General features: G+C 72.6%; 22 protein-coding genes and 1 pseudogene. 13 read left to right on the plus strand and 10 right to left on the minus strand.

Annotated features, from left to right (window positions below):
- Nucleotides 1–21: 21 nt before the first annotated feature.
- Genes ACU4ZT_RS00685 through ACU4ZT_RS00700 form a run of 4 tightly spaced genes read left to right on the plus strand, consistent with a single transcriptional unit; the run spans nt 22 to nt 4,876 of the window.
- Nucleotides 22–1,464, plus strand: a complete 1,443-nt coding sequence (locus ACU4ZT_RS00685) for an LLM class flavin-dependent oxidoreductase (RefSeq protein ID WP_063071262.1) — start codon at nt 22–24, stop codon at nt 1,462–1,464.
- 1 nt (nt 1,465) lies between these two features.
- Nucleotides 1,466–2,737: an acyl-CoA dehydrogenase family protein gene (locus tag ACU4ZT_RS00690; RefSeq protein ID WP_445337595.1), complete on the plus strand. Its 1,272-nt coding sequence runs from the start codon at nt 1,466–1,468 to the stop codon at nt 2,735–2,737.
- 7 nt (nt 2,738–2,744) lie between these two features.
- Entirely contained in the window at nt 2,745–3,977 is a 1,233-nt protein-coding gene (locus ACU4ZT_RS00695; RefSeq protein WP_270980855.1) for an acyl-CoA dehydrogenase family protein, read from the plus strand.
- A gap of 41 nt (nt 3,978–4,018) precedes the next feature.
- Complete coding sequence (locus tag ACU4ZT_RS00700) at nt 4,019–4,876, plus strand: phosphatase PAP2 family protein (protein WP_445337596.1); 858 nt, start codon at nt 4,019–4,021, stop codon at nt 4,874–4,876.
- Here the strand turns inward: ACU4ZT_RS00700 and ACU4ZT_RS00705 are convergent.
- Nucleotides 4,866–6,026, minus strand: coding sequence for a hypothetical protein (locus tag ACU4ZT_RS00705; RefSeq protein WP_445971904.1), 1,161 nt, complete (start codon nt 6,024–6,026; stop codon nt 4,866–4,868). The two genes, ACU4ZT_RS00700 and ACU4ZT_RS00705, sit on opposite strands and share 11 nt — an antisense overlap.
- Before the next feature lie 148 nt (nt 6,027–6,174).
- On the opposite strand from ACU4ZT_RS00705, the gene ACU4ZT_RS00710 reads away from it, so the two are divergent.
- Both ACU4ZT_RS00710 and arfB read left to right on the plus strand, forming a co-directional pair.
- Entirely contained in the window at nt 6,175–6,414 is a 240-nt protein-coding gene (locus ACU4ZT_RS00710) for a hypothetical protein (RefSeq protein ID WP_270980853.1), read from the plus strand.
- Between the two features lie 45 nt (nt 6,415–6,459).
- Nucleotides 6,460–6,882: an alternative ribosome rescue aminoacyl-tRNA hydrolase ArfB gene (arfB, locus tag ACU4ZT_RS00715; protein ID WP_445337598.1), complete on the plus strand. Its 423-nt coding sequence runs from the start codon at nt 6,460–6,462 to the stop codon at nt 6,880–6,882.
- A gap of 27 nt (nt 6,883–6,909) precedes the next feature.
- Here the strand turns inward: arfB and ACU4ZT_RS00720 are convergent, their stop codons facing one another.
- Nucleotides 6,910–7,959 carry an LLM class flavin-dependent oxidoreductase gene (locus ACU4ZT_RS00720; RefSeq protein WP_445337599.1) on the minus strand — a complete coding sequence of 350 codons (1,050 nt, stop codon included), beginning with the start codon at nt 7,957–7,959 and terminating at the stop codon, nt 6,910–6,912.
- 79 nt (nt 7,960–8,038) lie between these two features.
- Complete coding sequence (locus ACU4ZT_RS00725) at nt 8,039–8,194, minus strand: type II toxin-antitoxin system Phd/YefM family antitoxin (protein WP_445337600.1); 156 nt, start codon at nt 8,192–8,194, stop codon at nt 8,039–8,041.
- A 70-nt stretch (nt 8,195–8,264) separates the two neighbouring features.
- Here ACU4ZT_RS00725 and ACU4ZT_RS00730 point away from each other — a divergent pair, with 70 nt between their 5' ends.
- The gene (locus tag ACU4ZT_RS00730; RefSeq protein ID WP_414763527.1) at nt 8,265–8,609 is read left to right on the plus strand and encodes a DUF2200 domain-containing protein; all 345 of its coding nucleotides are present in this window, start codon (nt 8,265–8,267) and stop codon (nt 8,607–8,609) included.
- On the opposite strand, the gene ACU4ZT_RS00735 is transcribed toward ACU4ZT_RS00730, so the two are convergent.
- Both ACU4ZT_RS00735 and ACU4ZT_RS00740 read right to left on the minus strand, forming a co-directional pair.
- Nucleotides 8,606–8,833, minus strand: a complete 228-nt coding sequence (locus tag ACU4ZT_RS00735) for a DUF2283 domain-containing protein (protein ID WP_445338681.1) — start codon at nt 8,831–8,833, stop codon at nt 8,606–8,608. The two genes, ACU4ZT_RS00730 and ACU4ZT_RS00735, sit on opposite strands and share 4 nt — an antisense overlap.
- Nucleotides 8,833–9,408 carry a TetR/AcrR family transcriptional regulator gene (locus ACU4ZT_RS00740; protein WP_445337601.1) on the minus strand — a complete coding sequence of 192 codons (576 nt, stop codon included), beginning with the start codon at nt 9,406–9,408 and terminating at the stop codon, nt 8,833–8,835. Before ACU4ZT_RS00740 ends, ACU4ZT_RS00735 begins: the two co-directional genes overlap by 1 nt.
- A 95-nt stretch (nt 9,409–9,503) precedes the next feature.
- Between ACU4ZT_RS00740 and ACU4ZT_RS00745 the strand changes: the two genes are divergently transcribed.
- From ACU4ZT_RS00745 to ACU4ZT_RS00760, 4 genes and pseudogenes are all read left to right on the plus strand, one after another.
- On the plus strand, nt 9,504–10,643 hold the full coding sequence (locus ACU4ZT_RS00745; protein ID WP_414748621.1) for a zinc-binding alcohol dehydrogenase family protein: 1,140 nt from the start codon (nt 9,504–9,506) through the stop codon (nt 10,641–10,643).
- 113 nt (nt 10,644–10,756) lie between these two features.
- A complete protein-coding gene (locus tag ACU4ZT_RS00750) occupies nt 10,757–11,074 on the plus strand; it encodes a PadR family transcriptional regulator (RefSeq protein ID WP_270980845.1) in 318 nt (105 codons plus the stop codon).
- Complete coding sequence (locus ACU4ZT_RS00755; RefSeq protein ID WP_270980843.1) at nt 11,071–11,469, plus strand: hypothetical protein; 399 nt, start codon at nt 11,071–11,073, stop codon at nt 11,467–11,469. Before ACU4ZT_RS00750 ends, ACU4ZT_RS00755 begins: the two co-directional genes overlap by 4 nt.
- Nucleotides 11,466–11,687: pseudogene (locus ACU4ZT_RS00760) on the plus strand (ATP-binding cassette domain-containing protein); the annotation flags it as partial. The gene ACU4ZT_RS00755 and the pseudogene ACU4ZT_RS00760, both read left to right, overlap by 4 nt.
- 30 nt (nt 11,688–11,717) lie before the next feature.
- On the opposite strand, the gene ACU4ZT_RS00765 reads toward ACU4ZT_RS00760, so the two are convergent.
- Nucleotides 11,718–12,905, minus strand: a complete 1,188-nt coding sequence (locus ACU4ZT_RS00765; protein ID WP_131798109.1) for a sensor histidine kinase — start codon at nt 12,903–12,905, stop codon at nt 11,718–11,720.
- A 246-nt stretch (nt 12,906–13,151) separates the two neighbouring features.
- On the opposite strand from ACU4ZT_RS00765, the gene ACU4ZT_RS00770 reads away from it, so the two are divergent.
- Together ACU4ZT_RS00770 and ACU4ZT_RS00775 are read left to right on the plus strand one after the other, a co-directional pair.
- Nucleotides 13,152–13,844, plus strand: coding sequence for a response regulator (locus ACU4ZT_RS00770; protein WP_063071280.1), 693 nt, complete (start codon nt 13,152–13,154; stop codon nt 13,842–13,844).
- Between the two features lie 17 nt (nt 13,845–13,861).
- Complete coding sequence (locus ACU4ZT_RS00775; protein ID WP_445337602.1) at nt 13,862–14,434, plus strand: YdeI/OmpD-associated family protein; 573 nt, start codon at nt 13,862–13,864, stop codon at nt 14,432–14,434.
- Between the two features lie 24 nt (nt 14,435–14,458).
- Here the strand turns inward: ACU4ZT_RS00775 and ACU4ZT_RS00780 are convergent, their stop codons facing one another.
- From ACU4ZT_RS00780 to ACU4ZT_RS00795, 4 genes are read right to left on the minus strand one after another with little or no spacing between them, the layout of a single operon-like run.
- Entirely contained in the window at nt 14,459–15,037 is a 579-nt protein-coding gene (locus tag ACU4ZT_RS00780; protein ID WP_445337603.1) for a GNAT family N-acetyltransferase, read from the minus strand.
- 40 nt (nt 15,038–15,077) lie between these two features.
- On the minus strand, nt 15,078–15,392 hold the full coding sequence (locus ACU4ZT_RS00785; protein ID WP_445337604.1) for a DMT family transporter: 315 nt from the start codon (nt 15,390–15,392) through the stop codon (nt 15,078–15,080).
- Nucleotides 15,392–15,760: a DMT family transporter gene (locus ACU4ZT_RS00790; RefSeq protein WP_270980836.1), complete on the minus strand. Its 369-nt coding sequence runs from the start codon at nt 15,758–15,760 to the stop codon at nt 15,392–15,394. The genes ACU4ZT_RS00785 and ACU4ZT_RS00790 overlap by 1 nt, the downstream gene beginning before the upstream one ends.
- Nucleotides 15,757–16,434, minus strand: a complete 678-nt coding sequence (locus ACU4ZT_RS00795; RefSeq protein ID WP_270980835.1) for an HAD-IA family hydrolase — start codon at nt 16,432–16,434, stop codon at nt 15,757–15,759. The genes ACU4ZT_RS00790 and ACU4ZT_RS00795 overlap by 4 nt, the downstream gene beginning before the upstream one ends.
- Between the last annotated feature and the right edge of the window lie 88 nt (nt 16,435–16,522).

A 16,522-nucleotide genomic window follows, 5' to 3' on the forward strand; every position in this document is an offset into this window, starting at 1 on the left:
CCGGGGGAAGGACGGAGCCCGATGGCATCCCGCATCATCCTCAACGCGTTCGACATGAGCTGCGTGACGCACCAGGCGCCTGGTCTGTGGCGGCATCCCGCCAACCAGGCCCACCGCTACAACTCGCTCGACTACTGGGTCGACCTCGCCCGGCTCCTGGAGCGCGGCACCTTCGACGCCCTCTTCATCGCGGACGTGGTGGGCGTCTACGACGTGTACCGGCACTCGGCGGCCCCGGCGCTGGAGGACTCCGCGCAGATCCCCGTGGGGGATCCCGTCGTGCAGGTCTCCGCCATGGCGCACGCCACCCGGCACCTCGGCTTCGGCCTCACCGTGGCGTCCACCTACGAGCTGCCGTACGCGCTCGCGCGCCGCTTCTCGACCCTCGACCACTTCACCGGCGGACGCATCGGCTGGAACGTCGTCACGAGCTACCTCGACTCCGCCGCCCGCAACCTCGGCCTCGAGACGCAGATCGGGCACGATGACCGCTACGGCATCGGCGACGAGTTCCTCGACGTCGCGTACAAGCTGTGGGAGGGCTCGTGGGAGGACGACGCCGTGGTGGTGGATCGTGAGCGCGGCGTCTACACGGATCCCGCGAAGGTGCATCCCATCGCGCACGAGGGCGAGCACTTCCGGGTGCCCGGGGTGCACCTGTCGGAGCCCAGCCCGCAGCGCACGCCGGTCGTCTTCCAGGCCGGCGCATCGCCCCGGGGCCGCGAGTTCGCGGCGAAGCACGGTGAGGCGATCTTCATCAACGGCCTCACGCCGGAGCTCACCCGCCCGGTGACGGACGACATCCGGGACCGGGCGGAGCGCATCGGCCGGCCGCGCGACAGCGTGCGGATCCTGACGCTCGCCACCGTGATCGTCGCCGAGACCGACGAGGCGGCGGCCGCGCTCCTCGAGGAGTACCGCGGCTACGTGAGCCTCGACGGGGCCCTCGCCCTGTACGGCGGCTGGTCCGGGCTCGACCTCTCCGGGTACGACCCCGACGCGCCGCTGAAGTACGTCGACACGGACGCCGCCCGGTCGGCGCTCGCGATCTTCACCCGCTACGACCCGGATCGCGACTGGACGCCCCGTGACGTGGCGCACTACGTGGGCATCGGCGGCATCGGCCCGGTCATCTCCGGCAGCGCGACCACCGTCGCCGATGAGCTCGAGCGATGGATCGAGGTGGGCGGCACCGACGGCTTCAACCTCGCCTACGTGGTCACCCCCGGCACGTTCGAGGCGGTCGTCGACCTGCTGGTGCCGGAGCTGCGCCGCCGCGGACGCGTGTGGGACGAGTACCCGGAGGGCACCCTCCGCGGCCGCCTCAACGGCACGGGATCCCCGGTCGTCCCCGAGTGGCACCCCGCGCACGCCTACCGCGGCGCCTACGTGGGCGCGCCGAGCGCCGCCGACGACACCGCTCCCTCCCTCTTCCCCGCGACCACCGATCCCGGAACGGACTGACATGAACGACACGACCACCCGATCCGCCGCCGCCCCGGCGCCCGCGCCCGCGCCCGCTGCGGCAGCCGATGCGCGCTCGCCGTGGCACGGGACCGCGTCCCGCGACGAGCTCGCGCGGTGGCGGGCCGTCGCCGAGCGGGTCGCGGCCACCCTCGACGAGGACGCCCTCGACCGCGACCGGGCCAACGCGGATCCCACGACCGAGCTCGACCTGCTCCGCGACAGCGGCCTCGTCAACCTCCTCGACCCGGCCGAGCACGGCGGGGGAGGCGGGCACTGGGAGTCCGCGTTCCTCGCCGTGCGGATCCTGTCGCGCACCGATGCGTCCATCGCGCAGGTCCTCGCGTACCACTACATCAACTCCGGCAACCTCGGCTTCACCGCGACCGGCGCGACGCGCGCCGAGGGCTACCGTCGCACGGTCGCCGGGCGCTGGGTGTGGGGCGACTCCGTCAACCCGACCGATCCCGACCTCCGGCTCACGCCCGACGGCGACGGCTACCGGCTCGACGGCCTCAAGCGGTTCTCCACGGGCGCGTCCGCGGGCGACGTCGTCCTCGTGAACGCGGTCGTCGCGGGCGGCGACCTCGACGGGCGCATCGTCGTGTTCGCGCTCGACCACGACCGCCCGGGCATCGAGTACCTGGGCGACTGGGACGCGCTCGGCCAGCGCCTCTCCGCGAGCGGATCCGTGCGGTTCACGCGAGTGCGCGTCGACCCGGCCGACGTGCTCGGCCTCGGCACGGACGAGCCGTTCTCCACGCTCGTGACCCCCGGGATCCAGCTCGCGTTCGGCAACCTGTACCTCGGCATCGCGGAGGGGGCCCTCGCGAAGGCCCTCGACCTCGTGCGCGGCCGACGCGGCAGCTGGTTCCTCAGCCCGGCGGACGCGTACCGGCACGACCCGTTCGTGCAGCGCGTCGTGGGCGAGCTGGCATCCCGCATCGCCGCGGTGGAGGCGCTGGCGGATCGGGCCGGCCGCGCGTTCGACGAGGTCGTCGACCTCGGCGACGCCGTCACGGCGGACGTGCGCGGCGGCATCGCGATCGAGGTCGCGAAGCTGAAGGTGGTGGCCACCGAGGTGGGGGTCGAGGTGGCGAACCGCGTGTTCGAGGTCACGGGATCCAGCTCGGCCAGGTCATCGACGGGCCTCGACCTCTTCTGGCGGAACGTCCGCACGCACTCCCTCCACGACCCGGTGGACTACAAGAAGCTCGAGGTCGGGGCGCACGCGCTCACCGGCGAGCTCCAGCCGATCTCGCTCTACACGTGAGGATCCCGTGACCCGCCGACTCGACGCCGTCCTCGCGCGCCTCCGTCCCCTGCTCGATCGCATCGCCGAGGGCGCCGTCGCCCGCGAGCGCGACCACGAGCTGCCCGTCGAGCCCCTGCGCGATCTCGTCGACGCAGGGCTGTCCCGTCTCCGCGTGCCCGTGGATCAGGGCGGCGAGGGCCTCAGCATCCCCGAGCTCGCCGAGGTGCTCGTGGAGCTCGCCGCCGCGGACTCGAACCTGCCGCAGATCCTCCGCGGCCACATCGCGTTCGTCGAGGACCGGCTGCAGGCGCCGCCCGGGCCCGAGCGCGACGCGTGGCTGCGGCGGTTCGCGGCGGGCGAGCTCGTCGGCAACGCCTGGAGCGAGGTCGGCTCGGGCGCGATCGGCACGGCGCAGACGAAGCTGGAGCGCCGCGGCGACCGCTGGGTGCTGAACGGCCGCAAGTACTACACGACGGGCAGCATCTTCGCCGCGTGGACGGACGTGACGGCCGACCGGGATGGCGAGCCCGTGACCGCCATCGTCCGCACCGACCAGCCCGGCGTGCGCATCTCCGACGACTGGGACGGCTTCGGCCAGCAGCTCACCGGCACCGGCACCATCGTGTTCGAGGACGCGGAGGTGGACGCCGCCCACGTCGCGCCGTTCGCCGAGCGGTTCCGGTACCAGACGGCGCTGTACCAGCTCGTGCTGCTCGCCGTCCTCGCCGGGGTGGCGGTGGCGGCGGAGCGCGACACGGCCCGGGCCGTCCGCGAGCGCACCCGGGTCTACAGCCACGGGGTGGCGTCGCTCGTGCGGGACGACGCGCAGATCCAGGCGGTGGTGGGGGAGATCTCCGCCGTCGCGTACACGGCGCGGCTGCTCGTGCGGGGTGTCGCGGAGGCGGTGCAGGCCGCGGCGGACACGGCGCACGAGCCCGGGAGCGACGCCGACGTGCAGGCGAACGTGCTCGCCGAGATCCGCTCGGCGCAGGCGCAGGTGGTGCTCTCGGAGTCGGTGCCGCGCGCGGCGACCCGGGTGTTCGACACGCTCGGCGCCTCCGCCACGAGTCGCGCCCGCGGGCTGGATCGGCACTGGCGCAACGCGCGCACGGTCGCCTCCCACAACCCGGTCGTCTACAAGGCGCGCATCGTCGGCGACTGGTCCATCAACGGCACGGCGCCGCCGTTCGTGTGGGACATCGGGACGGTGGTCCCGAAGGAGGGAGAGGCGGCGTCGGCGGACGGCCCGCGTCGGTAGCGTCGCAGGGGCGGGTGGTCCGCCGACGAGAGGCGTCCGACATGAGCGATACCCGCGGGCGCAGGCCCCTCCATCCCCTCGACCCCGCCGACCGGGGCGTCGCCGGCGAGCTCCGCCGCGACCGCTTCCTCGGCGACCGCGACCTCACGCGCTGGGTGACGCCGGCCGGCCGCGCGCTGGTGCGGCTCGTGCAGCGGATCGTGCGGGCGCTCGGGCCGTACGCGGCCCTCGTGATCACGCTGCTGGTGGGCCTCGTGCTCGCGTTCGGCCTCGCCGCGATCGCCGCGCAGGTCTACGACAACGTGACCGACGCCGACGGGGTGGCCGGCCTCGACCGGCCGCTCCTCGCCTTCATGATCGGCATCCGCACGCCGTGGCTGAACGATGCGGCGACCGCGTACACGGACGTCGCGGGCGTCGTGGTCATGCCGATCATCGCGGTGGTGACGATGCTGTTCCTGGCCGTGAGGCGCCGCTCGTGGACCCCGGTCATCCTGGTGCTGGCGGCCGGCGGCGGATCCCTGCTGCTCACCATCGCGGGCACGGACATCATCGACCGCGCCCGCCCCGACCTCGCCGACGCGGTGCCGCCGTACGAGACGTCGCCGTCGTTCCCGAGCGGCCACACGCTGAACGCGGTGGCGATCGCCGGGATCCTCGCCTACCTGCTCCTCCTCCGCCAGCACCGCCGCACGACCCGCGTGCTGTCGATCGCGGTGGCCGTGGTCTTCGCGGTGACCATCGGTGCCACCCGCGTGTACCTCGGCCACCACTGGTTCACGGACGTCCTCGCCGCCTTCTTCCTCGGCGGCGCGTGGCTGGCGCTGGTGATCACGGCGCATCGGCTGTATCTCACGGCGCGGCGGCCGGAGGTGGGGGAGGCGGGCGTCACGCCTTAGGCGATCCGGCGGGTCCGGCCAGGTAGGCCTGCCACTCCGCCGTGTGCTGGAGCCCGTTCGCGCCGGACCTGCAGATCGTGAGCCACGAGGAGGGATCGCCGTCGTCGGCGCCCCACCCGAACGCGCGATGGACCTCCAGATCCGTGGGGCCCTCGCCGTGCGTGACCACCAGGACCGCCGGCTTCTCCTCCAGGTCGAGGAAGCGGGCGCTCAGCATCCGGTTGATGGGCGCGTCGCGGAACGAGTAGCCGATGACGATCCAGCGCATTGCGCGGTTCAGCCCCTCCTCGAACACCTCGTAGGCGAGCTTGTACGGGTATTCGCCCGCGTGCTGCGCCTTGTCCCGGGGGTTCGCCAGGACGACCGAGGGCCGGACGTTCGTGGTGCGCTGCCGCACGGCGGCCCACTGCTTCTCATCGTCGAGGATCTCCTTGGGGATCTTGGCGTAGATGTCGTCCCGCCTGTTCTCCCAGTAGGTCAGCGAGCCATGGAGGTGCAGAAGGTTCACGCGCCAGTCCTTCGGGAAATCCGCCGCGGTGCGGCGCAACGCCTTCACCATGCGTGTCCTGTTCGCGGCGAATGCGACCTCGACCGACGTGCGCCCGTCCGCGAGATCCGCCACCTCCCGCTCTCGGCACACGTGGAGCAGCGCGGCCAGCAGGAGGGTGTCGTAGTTCAGGTTCCCGAACGCGACCCTGCCGGGGAACGCCTGCAGGATCGCGGTGACCAGAGCATGCAACTCGGCGGCCTTCTCGAATTCCGCGTGGGTCCGCTCGCAGATCACCTCCAGCACGTGCGAGACGCCGTTGTCGCGGACCTGCGCGGCGAAGGACGCGACCCGTCGGATGGCCTCGCGCAGCTCCTCGTCCTTGGGGCTCGTCAGCGTGGCGAGGGTCTCCAGCATCCCCAGCATGCGGGACTCCGTCCCGAAGGCGCCGACCAGGTGCTCGAAGTCCTCGGCGCTCGTCACGCCCTCGGGGAGGGCGTTCTCCGCGATCTCCTTCATGGCGGCGACCGCGTCATCGCCGTCCGCCGTGCGGATGCGCCTCATCACCTCCTCGGTGATGCTGCGGAGCTCCAGCTCGGGGTTGAAGGCGATCGACAATCCGTTGCCGACCAGCACCGCGACGTCATCCTGCTGTCCCATCACGGGTCCGTTCTCCTGGGCTGCTGGCCGGACGAGCGCCGGCGACGGGAGAAGCTTCGGGTCACGCCGAGGAGCGTGTCAACGGATCCGAGAACGTTGCGCTTCGTCCCTCGGCTGCGCTAAGAGCACCGGCCTGTGGGACGGTGGATGCATGGACGACAGGCGCAGCTTCGAGGACGACACCGCGGCGAAGCAGAGGCTGACGGGCGAGCCGTCGTTCCGGCAGGTGATCGTGCTCGTGGTGATCACCTCGGTGATCATGTCCTTCAGCGCGGCGATGCTCCGTCTGACTCCCGTCGCCACGTTCGTCGTCATCGTCGTCGGGATGGTGGTTCTGGGCCTCGTCGGCCGGCTGATCCTCAAGCGCATCAACCTCCGCCGACACCGCTAGGCGGTGCTCGCGCGGCCCGCGTCCCGAGCGTGCGACCCTTGCCGCATGGATCTCGAGGTCGGCCCCGCGCTGACCATCCCCGCCGCCGAGCTGCAGTGGCGGTTCTCGCGGTCGTCCGGGCCCGGCGGGCAGCACGTCAACACGTCGGACAGCCGGGTGCAGCTCACATGGGACGTCGCGGGATCGCTCGTGCTGACGGATCAGCAGCGAACGCGGATCCTCGACCGGCTCGGCCGGCGCCTGGTCGCGGGGACGATCACGGTCACGGTCTCCGAGCAGCGGTCGCAGCTGCGCAACAGGGTCGCCGCGATCGACGGGCTGCGTCAGCTCGTCGCGGATGCGCTCGCACCCGATGCCGCCCCGCGACGTCCGACCCGCCCCACCAAGGGATCACAGAAGAGACGCCTCGCGGCCAAGACGCAGCGCTCCGCGACGAAGCAGCAGCGCAAGCGGCCGACCGGCGACTGAGCGCGCCGACGAGCAGGCGTCAGCGGATCAGGCCGACGCCCCCACCGCCGCATCCGCCCGGTCCCACCCCAGCGCCTCCCCGATCCCCTTGATCGCCGCGAGCGAGCGCAGGTTGAAGTCCACGCCGAGTTGGTTGGGGATCGTGACGAGGAGGGTGTCCGCCGCGGCGATCGCCTGGTCGGCGCCGAGCTCCTCGATGAGGCGCTCCGGGGTGCCGATGTAGGAGCGCCCGAAGCGCCACTTCTCGCCGCCGACCTCGCCCACCTGGTCGCGGCCCTCGATCTGCGAGCGGACGCCGAAGAAAGCTTCCGACTCGTCGTCGATGATCGGGATGATGCTGCGGCTCACGCTCACGCGCGGCTCCCACGCGTGCCCGGCGGCGGCCCAGCCGTCGCGGAACAGCTGGATCTGCTCGGCCTGGAGCACGTCGAGCGGCACGCCGGTGTCCTCCGAGAGGAGCGTCGACGACATCAAGTTCATGCCCTGCTCGGCCGCCCACTGGCCGGTGGCGCGCGTGCCGGCGCCCCACCAGATCCGCTCGCGGAGGCCGGGCGACTGCGGGGTGAGCGCGACGCCGCCGGCGATCATGCCGCGTTGCGGTGCCGCGGTCGCGAGCTCCTCGCCCTCGAGCGCGCGGAGGAAGAGGCCCGTGTGGCGGCGGGCCATGTCGGCGTCGGTCTCGCCGTCGCGCGGCACGTAGCCGAACGACTCGTAGCCGGCCTCGACCTGCTCGGGCGATCCGCGGCTGATGCCGAGCTGCACCCGGCGGTTGGAGATGAGGTCGGTCATGGCCGCCTCCTCCGCCATGTAGAGGGGGTTCTCGTAGCGCATGTCGACCACGCCGGTGCCGATCTCGATCCGGCTGGTGCGGCTCGCGATGGCGGCGAGCAGCGGGAACGGCGCCGCCTGCTGCGGCGCGAAGTGGTGCACGCGGAAGTACGCGCCGTCGATGCCGATCTCCTCGGCCGCGACCGCGAGGTCGATCGACTGGAGCAGCGAGTCCTGGGCGGTGCGGACGCGGGATCCGCGCACGTCCTGCCAGTGGTTGAACGACAGGAAGCCGATCTTCGTGGCCATGGGGCGCTCCTCGGTGCTCGACGGCGACGGATCCGGGTGGATGCGTCTGCATGGAGTCGAACCGCGGCGGGGCGCCCGCCTATTCCCGCGTCGGGTGCCCCTCGGACGTGATCGGCGGCTCGCTCAGCTCGCGCTCCTCGAACTCCCCACGCTGGGCGCGTTCGAGTGCGGCGAGCAGCCGCCGTGCGCCGGACGGGTTCCGGAGCAGGTAGGAGGTCTCGTCTTCGGGAGACATGGGAGGTCCTCTCATCGGGATGAGGCGACGGTACCTGTACCTCCCGTCCGCACCGGCATACGCTCCGGACATGCACCGCATCAACACGACCTCGTTCGCGTCGGTCCACGCGCTCTACGTGAAGAAGGTCGAGCGCAAGGGCCGCACGCGCGCGGAGGTCGACGAGGCGATCGCGTGGCTGACCGGCTTCGACGCCGTGGAGCTGGAGCGCCACCTCGATGCGGAGACGACGTTCCAGGACTTCTTCGCCGCGGCCCGACTCAACCCCCTCGCCGACGAGGTGCGCGGCGTGATCTGCGGCGTCCGCATCGAGGAGATCGACGATCCGCTGATGAAGCAGGTGCGGATCCTCGACAAGCTCGTCGACGAGATCGCGCGCGGTCGCCCGATGGCGAAGGTGCTGCGCGGCAGCTAGCCGATCCGCTCCGCCTGCGCGAGCACCGCCGCCGGCAGCACCGCGCTCGCGTTCAGCACCTCGATGCCGAGGAGGCGGCCGTCGGCGTCGAAGTCGAGGGAGATCTCGCCGCTGTCGCCGGGCGTCAAGATCGAGTGGATGGTCGTGCCCACCTCGCCGTCGCCGACCGGCCCCGCGAGGGCGACGTACGCGGCGTCCGCGACCGCGTCGTACGTGACCCGCATCACGCGCCCGCCGCCATCACCCGACGGAACGCGCCGAGCGTCTCGCGCAGCACCTCGGCGAGGTCGGCGGCGCCGCCGTCCTCCGACAGCCACCGCCCGATGGACACCCCGAAGACCGTCGCGGTGGCGTGGGCGACGAGCACGGCCGTGAGCGGATCCACCCCGCGCTCCACGAAGCCCGCGCGCACGGCCTCCTGCATCGCCGCGACCTTGCGCATCTCGCGCTCCTGCAGCCCGGCGTCCGCGACGATGATGCGCTTGCGGGCGAGCAGCGTCGCGCGCCCCTCCGCGAACTGCGACGCGACGACCTCCGGGAACCCGTCCTCCACGACCTGGAGCGGCGAGCGGTCGGGCGCCGCCTCGCGGATGATGCGCGTGACGAGCGCCGGCAGCTCGTCCTCCTCGGCGAACAGCACCTCGCGCTTGTCGGCGAAGTGGCGGAAGAAGGTGCGGGTCGTGAGGCCGGCCCGGGCGGTGATCTCGGGCACGGTCGTCTCCGCGAATCCCTGGGCGTGGAACAGCTCGAGGGCAGCGGCGGCCAGGCGCTCGCGCGTGTCCGGCTGCCATCTGCTCATGCGTCGATCCTAGTGATGACACGGCGTGCCATGACGGACTATGGTGATGACACGCGATGTCATCGGATGCCGCGACCCGAGATCGGAGATCCGCCGTGCCCACCGAATCCGCCGCCTGGCTCGCCTCGTCCGCCGCCGACCTCACCGTCGGCGCGGCGCCCTCCACCGCACCCCGCGCGGGCGAGGTCGCGATCCGCGTGCGCGCCGTCGCGATCAACCCGCTCGACACCATGAAGCAGCACATGGGCGACCTCATGTACCGCTGGCTGCCGCACCCCGCCGTGCTCGGTGAGGACGTGGCCGGCGTCGTCGACGAGGTCGGCCCTGGCGTCACGCGCTTCGCCGTGGGCGACCGGGTCGTCGCGTATGCGGTCGGCATGGAGAAGGGGCGGCGTCACGCGCCGGAGGGCGGGTTCCAGACCCGCGTCATCGTGCGCACCGACCTCGCCGCGCCGATCCCGGACTCCCTCGCGTTCGCCGACGCCGCCGTGCTCCCGCTCGGGATCTCGACCGCCGCGTCCGGCCTCTTCGGCGCCGGCCAGCTCGGCCTGCGGTTCCCGGACGCGACCACGCCGGCGACGGGGGAGACCGTGGTGGTGTGGGGCGGATCCACGAGCGTCGGCCTGAACGCGATCCAGCTCGCGGTCGCCGCCGGCTACGACGTCGTGACCACCGCCTCGCCGCGCAACCACGAGCTCGTGCGCTCGCTCGGCGCGAGCCGCGCATTCGACTACCGGAGCCCGACGGCGGTGCAGGACATCGTGCGGCACCTGGCCGGGCGACGCGTGGCGGGCGTGCTGGCGATCGGCACCGGATCCGGCGATCCGGCCGTGCGGATCGCCGCGGCCACGGGCGCCAAGCGGGTCAGCATGGCGAGCCCGCCGGTCTCGTTCGACACCCTCCCGCGCGGCGGCCGCGTCGGCCTGCCGCTCGTGCGCCTCGGCCTCCGCATGGGCACGATCACCCCGGCCCTGATGCTGCGGGCGCGCGTCCGCGGGATCCGCGCGAGCTTCATCTGGGGCAGCGCCCTCATGCACGACGAGGTCGGTCCGATGCTCTGGGAGCGCTTCCTGCCGGACGCGCTCGCCGAGGGCCGCTACGTCGCGGCGCCGCAGGCGGAGGTCACGGGCACCGGGCTCCAGGCGATCCAGCCCGCGATGGACCGGCTCCGCGAGGGCGTCTCGGCGCGGAAGCTCGTTATCACGCTCGGCGGAGGGACCGCCGAGGGCCGCTGACGCCGCCGGATCATCCAAAAGTCTCACGGATCCGATACCTCCGTATTCGCCCCCGCCATAGGTCGCGTCACGATCTATCCATGGACATCGGATGGTCATCGGACTGGAGCCGCGTGACGTTGCCCCTGACCGTCCTCCTCCTGCTCGGATCTGAGCCCGATCACGGGTACCGGCTGCTGGAGCGGCTGACGGAGTCCGGGCACGCCGAGGCCACGGGGAGCACGGTCTACCCGCTCCTCGCACGGCTGGAGGACCGGGGCTGGGTGCGACACGACTGGCAGCACGTGGGGCCGGGCCCCGGCCGGAAGGTGTTCTCGGTCACGAGCCGGGGGCGCGAACGTGTCGCGGTGCTGCTGGACGAATGGGCGCGGGTCCGCACGACGCTCGACGCGATCGCGTCGGGTCACGACGGGATGAGGAGCGGGACATGAACTACTACAGGAGGCTGGCGTTCGAGCTGCGGGTGCGGGGCCTCGACGAGGACCGGATCCGCTCGACGCTCGACGACGTCCGGAGCGACTGCTCCCTCGCGGACGCGGGGCCGGAGGACCGCTTCGGCGACCCCCGCGTCTTCGCCGCGCAGTTCCCCCAGCATCGGACGTGGACGCCGGGCAAGCGGTTCGTGACGGTCGTGGTCGTGGTCGCCGCGCTCCTCGCGGTGTCGCTGATCGCGCTGTCGGCCACGCTCGACATCCCCATGCGGGTCGGCCCGCTGTCGGTGCCGCTGTGGTCGGCTCTGTTGCTGGCGGTCGGGGGCTGCGTCGGCGGCTTCGTGCTGGACCGGCGACTGCCGCGTGGGTTCGACGCGACGGAGGCCGGGCGGTGATCGTCGTCGACGGGCTCGCCAAGTCGTACGGACGCCGACGCGTCCTCGACGGCGTCACCTTCAGCTGCCCGCCGGGGACGGTCACGGGATTCCTTGGCCCCAACGGAGCCGGGAAGTCGACCACGCTGCGGATCCTCGCCGGCATGACGCGGCAGGACGCGGGGATCGCCACGGTGCACGGGCAGGCGTACGCGCGACTGGAACGCCCCGCCGCCACGGTGGGCATGATGCTCGACGCCGCCGCGCGCTCAGTGACGCGGCAGGCGGGCGCTCAACACCCAGGATCCCTCGACCTCGCGAGCCTCCAGGCTGCCGCCCAGGAGCGTGACGCGCTCACGCATCCGGTGCATCCCGTACCCGGAAGAGGGGATCGGGCTCGTGGTGGAGGTGGGCGCCATGGTGCTGGTGATCGTCACCGTCACGTCGTCCTGGCCCGGATCGATGTCCACGCGCACGTCCGGGCGGGGGGCCGCGTGCTTCGCGACGTTGGTAGCCCCCTCCCGTAGCAGGCGGACGATCGTCAGCTGGATGGCGCTCGACACGTCCAGGCCGTCGAGCGGCCCCACGACGACATGCGCTCCGAGGGCCTCGAGGTCGTGACGGACCGAGTCCACGGCGCCGGCGATGGTGTCTCCGTCCTCATCCCGATCGCCGATGGTCGTGCTCCGGTCGTCCCGCACCACCCGCAGCACGCGCCGGATGTCCGCGAGCGCCTGGTCGGCGCTGTCGCGGATCGCGACGACGGACTGCTCACGCAGCGCGGGGTCGTCGACCCGCCCCAGCACGCGCACGTGCATGGCGACGAGCGTGACGTCGTGGGCGATGATGTCGTGCAGCTCGTCGGCGATGCGCTGCCGCTCCGCTTCGAGCTCCGCGTCACGCGCCCGCTCCAGGTCCAGGAGGTCGACGGCCAGTCCCCGCTCGCGCCGGAGCGAGGAGCGCAGGGTGCGGCCCACGAGGGCAGCGAGCGCGCCGATGAGGAGCACGGCGGGCAGGGCCGTCGTCGTGAGGGACTCCGCGGTCGTCCAATGCAGCACGACCACCGCCGACGCCGTCACCGCGTACAGGCCGCTGAACCAGCGGGGACTCGTGTAGACGACCAGCCCGGTCGCGACGGCGAGGTAGACGGCGAGGCCGCCGCCCTGGCCCGCCGCGGTCTCCAGCAGGGCGGCGAGGAGCAGCGAGATCGCTGCGGCGGGCGGTGACCACGCGAACAGCGCGACGGCCATGGTCGGCGCCTCCTGCGCCACGAGCTCGCGCCAGGACGGTGCTGGATCCTCCAGGAAGCCGACGATGTCGACGACCAGCACGAGCGTGATCACCGTCAGAAGCGCGATGCGCGCACGGGGCGGGAGGTTCGAGAAGTCCGGTTCGCGTCCCCGCCACGGCTGGGGCAGGCCGCTCATCCGGCGTCGGAGGTACCCAGCTCTCGTCACCCGCCCATCATGACTGGTCGCGTAGGCCGTTCACTTGCAGATCTTGAGGAGCTTGCATGCCTCGTTCCAGAAACCCGTCGGTCGGATGAGTCCCATCAGCGTGATCAGTGCCTGCATCGTCGTCTCCTTCTCCGTGCGTCTGGAGAAGCGTCTCGGCGCCGGTGCGCGCGTCGATGCATCCGAAGGTCGCGACCCACGAGACTTCCGTATGGTCATCGGCGACGGACGGCCCCGTAGGCTCGCGGCATGGCACCCATCCGCGTCCTCATCGCCGATGACGAAGCGCTGGTGCGTCATGCGCTCCGCATCTTCGTGGCGTCGGCTCCCGACATGACGGTCGTCGGCGAAGCGGAGGACGGCGTCCTCGCGGTGCGCGCAGCCGAGGAGCTGCAGCCCGACGTCGTGCTGATGGACCTGCAGATGCCGCGCATGGGCGGGATGGAAGCGACTCGGCGGATCACGGCGGCGCTGTCGGACACACGGGTGCTGGCCGTGACCACGTTCTCCTCCGAGCGGCACGTGGTGCCCGCGCTCCGCGCCGGTGCGTCCGGTTACCTCGTCAAGGACAGCGAGCCGGACGACATCCTGCACGCCATCCGCGAGGTCCGGGCGGGGCGGTCTGTCATGTCGCCACGCATCACGCGCGATCTGATCCTGTCCCTCCGCGACGATTCGGAGACCGGCTCGATGGCGGCCTCGGGGCACGAGCCGTTGACGACGCGCGAGTACACCGTCGTCCGCCTCATCGGACGCGGCATGTCGAATGCCGAGATCGCCCGGGAGCTGCATCTCTCCGAGCCGACCATCAAGGCGAACCTCAGCCGTGTGATGACCAAGTGGGACGTGCGCGACCGCGTGCAGGTGCTGATCCACGCGGTGCGCCACGGCATCGTGGACCTCTCGCACTACGAGGGCGAGCCGTCGGTCAGAGCCCGATGACCCCGGTCGGCGGGGGAGTGCACGCCCTTCTCACCCTCCCCGACCGCACCGCGTGGCGCGCCTGGCTCGACGCGCACGAGGAGTCGTCCGACGGCGTGTGGCTGGTGCTCGCGAAGAAGGGCACGACGGATCCGACCTCCCTCACCTACGCGGAGGCCCTCGACGAGGCGCTGTGCAGCGGGTGGATCGACGGGCAGACCGCGAGCATCGACGAGCGGGTGTTCCGCCGCCGGTTCACCCCCAGGCGGAAGGCGTCGCTGTGGTCGGAACGCAACATCGGCCTGGTCGCGACGCTCACGGCCGAGGGGCGGATGCGGCCGGCCGGGATCCGCGAGGTCGAGCGCGCGCAGGCCGACGGGCGGTGGGAGCGGGCGTACGCGGGTCCGGCATCCGCTGCGGAGCCCGAGGACCTGCTGGCCGCGCTCGCCGCGTCGCCCGCCGCCGCGGCGACCTTCGCGACGCTCAGCAAGGTCAACCGCTACGCCGTGATCCATCGGGTGTCGACGGCGCCGAACGCGACCGTGCGCGCCAACCGGCTGGCCCGCCTCGTCGCGATGCTCGAGCGCGGGGAGGCGCCGCACCCGCAGTAGGGCGGCGGATCGGCGCCAGCCGCGTCAGCGCGCGAACCACTCCCGCGCCAGCACCGACATCACGATCTCGTCGTGGAACGCGCCGTCGTGGAAGACCGTCTCGCGCCGCACGCCCTCCTCCACGAAGCCGACCTTCCGGTACGTCGCGCGGGCCCGGGCGTTGTAGGCGAAGACGTGCAGCTCGATCCGGTTCAGCCCCATCTCGCGGAACCCGTAGCCGACGAGGGTGCGCACGGCGTCCGTGCCGTAGCCGACGCCCACGTGCTCGGATCCGATCATCACCGTCAGCGTCGCCGCGCGCGTCAGCAGCCCGGCGCCGTAGAGGGTGACGTGGCCGACGAGGCGGCCGGAGATCCGGTCGGTCACGCAGAAGCCCACGGAGCCCGCGGGTTCGTTGTCGCTCCACTTCCGGAACTGCTCCGCGACGTCGGCCTCGGGCCGCGGCCGCACGGTCATCTGCTGCAGCACCGCCCACTCCGGATCCCGCCACCAGCGCACGAGGTCCGGGAGGTCGGCGTCCTCGAGCGCCCGAAGGCGTATCCGCTCGCCCTGGAGGATGCCCGCCCCGTACCGCTGAGGGTCGCCCGCGTCCGTCCATGCCATGAGGTGATCGTGCCATCAGCGGGCGGCGCGGCGCTGCGGGTCAGTGCCCGAGCTCGATGAGCAGCACGCCGGCGACGATGAGCACGATGCCGGCGACCATCGTGCGGGTCAGGGGATCGCGGAAGAGGAGGCGGCCGAGGATCGCGGTGAGGGCGACGCCGGTCGCGGCCCAGATCCCGTACGCGACGCCGATGGGCAGGCCGAGCGCGAGCGCGCCGCCCAGCATCGAGAACGCGGTGACGTAGCCGACCGCCACGACGGCGTACCAGCGCTTCCGGCCGTCGGTGGCGAGCTTGAGGGAGATGGTGGCGGCGACCTCGGTGACGATCGCGATCGACAGGAGCAGCCAGGCCATCAGCGGGCCTCGCCGGAGGCCGCGGTGGCGGCGGTCGCGCGGGCGGCCTGCGCGCGCTGCGACCCGAGCTCCACGAGCAGCACGCCGGCGACGATGAGCACGAGGCCGACGATCATCGGGCCGGTGAGCGGCTGGTCGAGAAGCGCCGCGGCGGCCACGGCGGTGAGCGCGACGCCGGTGGCGCCCCAGACCCCGTAGGCGACACCGACGGCCATGCCCGTCCTCAGCACGCGCGTCAGGAACCAGAACGCCGCGAGGTACCCGGTGACGACGAGCGCGTACCAGCCGGGCGCGTCGACGGCGGCCTGCAGCGCGAGGGAGGCGGTCACCTCGCTGACGATGGCGCCGCCGAGGAGGGCCCACCTCACGGGGTGGGCGTGGGGGCGTCGCCGGGGAGCGTGAGCGTGAGGACCCCGTGGCGCACCTCGACCGTGGTGCCGCGGTGGTCGCGGACGCGGGGGAGGCCGACGGTGGCGTCGCTCGCGTGGTCGCCCACGACGACCACGCGCATGCCGGCGGCGAGGCCCGCGCGGATGCCGGCCTCGGCGTCCTCGTAGACGATCGCGTCGGCCGGATCCACGCCCAGGCGCTCCGCCGCGAGCAGGTAGCCGGAGGGGTCGGGCTTGCCGGCGGTGACGTCGTCGGCGGAGACCACGACGTCGGGCACGCGGATCCCGGCGCCGGCGAGACGGGCGCGCGCGAGGTCCGGGCCGGCGCTCGTGACGAGGGCGTGGGATCCGGCGGGCAGCGCGGCGACCAGGTCGCGGGCGCCGGGGATCTCGACGGTCGCGGGGCTGCCGTCGAGCTCGAGCCGGTCGAGCTCGGCGAGGAGGGCGGGCACGTCGCTGCCGGCGGGCGCGAACCGGGCGATGCTGTCGGCGGCGCGCACGCCGTGGATCCGCCGCATCAGGTCCGCGGGGTCGTGGCCGAAGCGCCGCGCGAGCATCGTCCAGATCTCCTCCACGAGCGCCGTCGAGTCGACGAGCGTCCCGTCCATGTCGAGGAGGAGCGCGCGGGCGGTGAGCGTGACGGGTGCGGTCATGCGTCCATCCTCCCGGACGGGTGGCAGCGAGAGGATCCCTTGAGTAAGCGCATGGGTGGGCGGGCGCGTGGTGCGAGGTCTTCCGCCG

Source organism: Clavibacter davisi (assembly GCF_052751415.1).

Bases quoted from the DNA above. Each gene is read 5' to 3' on its own strand.
- ACU4ZT_RS00685 (WP_063071262.1), top strand. From the start codon at position 22: ATGGCATCCCGCATCATCCTCAACGCGTTCGACATGAGCTGCGTGACG.
- ACU4ZT_RS00690 (WP_445337595.1), top strand. From the start codon at position 1,466: ATGAACGACACGACCACCCGATCCGCCGCCGCCCCGGCGCCCGCGCCC.
- ACU4ZT_RS00700 (WP_445337596.1), top strand. From the start codon at position 4,019: ATGAGCGATACCCGCGGGCGCAGGCCCCTCCATCCCCTCGACCCCGCC.
- ACU4ZT_RS00710 (WP_270980853.1), top strand. From the start codon at position 6,175: ATGGACGACAGGCGCAGCTTCGAGGACGACACCGCGGCGAAGCAGAGG.
- arfB (WP_445337598.1), top strand. From the start codon at position 6,460: ATGGATCTCGAGGTCGGCCCCGCGCTGACCATCCCCGCCGCCGAGCTG.
- ACU4ZT_RS00720 (WP_445337599.1), bottom strand. From the start codon at position 7,959: ATGGCCACGAAGATCGGCTTCCTGTCGTTCAACCACTGGCAGGACGTG.
- ACU4ZT_RS00725 (WP_445337600.1), bottom strand. From the start codon at position 8,194: ATGTCTCCCGAAGACGAGACCTCCTACCTGCTCCGGAACCCGTCCGGC.
- ACU4ZT_RS00730 (WP_414763527.1), top strand. From the start codon at position 8,265: ATGCACCGCATCAACACGACCTCGTTCGCGTCGGTCCACGCGCTCTAC.
- ACU4ZT_RS00735 (WP_445338681.1), bottom strand. From the start codon at position 8,833: ATGCGGGTCACGTACGACGCGGTCGCGGACGCCGCGTACGTCGCCCTC.
- ACU4ZT_RS00740 (WP_445337601.1), bottom strand. From the start codon at position 9,408: ATGAGCAGATGGCAGCCGGACACGCGCGAGCGCCTGGCCGCCGCTGCC.
- ACU4ZT_RS00755 (WP_270980843.1), top strand. From the start codon at position 11,071: ATGAACTACTACAGGAGGCTGGCGTTCGAGCTGCGGGTGCGGGGCCTC.
- ACU4ZT_RS00770 (WP_063071280.1), top strand. From the start codon at position 13,152: ATGGCACCCATCCGCGTCCTCATCGCCGATGACGAAGCGCTGGTGCGT.
- ACU4ZT_RS00780 (WP_445337603.1), bottom strand. From the start codon at position 15,037: ATGGCATGGACGGACGCGGGCGACCCTCAGCGGTACGGGGCGGGCATC.
- ACU4ZT_RS00785 (WP_445337604.1), bottom strand. From the start codon at position 15,392: ATGGCCTGGCTGCTCCTGTCGATCGCGATCGTCACCGAGGTCGCCGCC.
- ACU4ZT_RS00795 (WP_270980835.1), bottom strand. From the start codon at position 16,434: ATGACCGCACCCGTCACGCTCACCGCCCGCGCGCTCCTCCTCGACATG.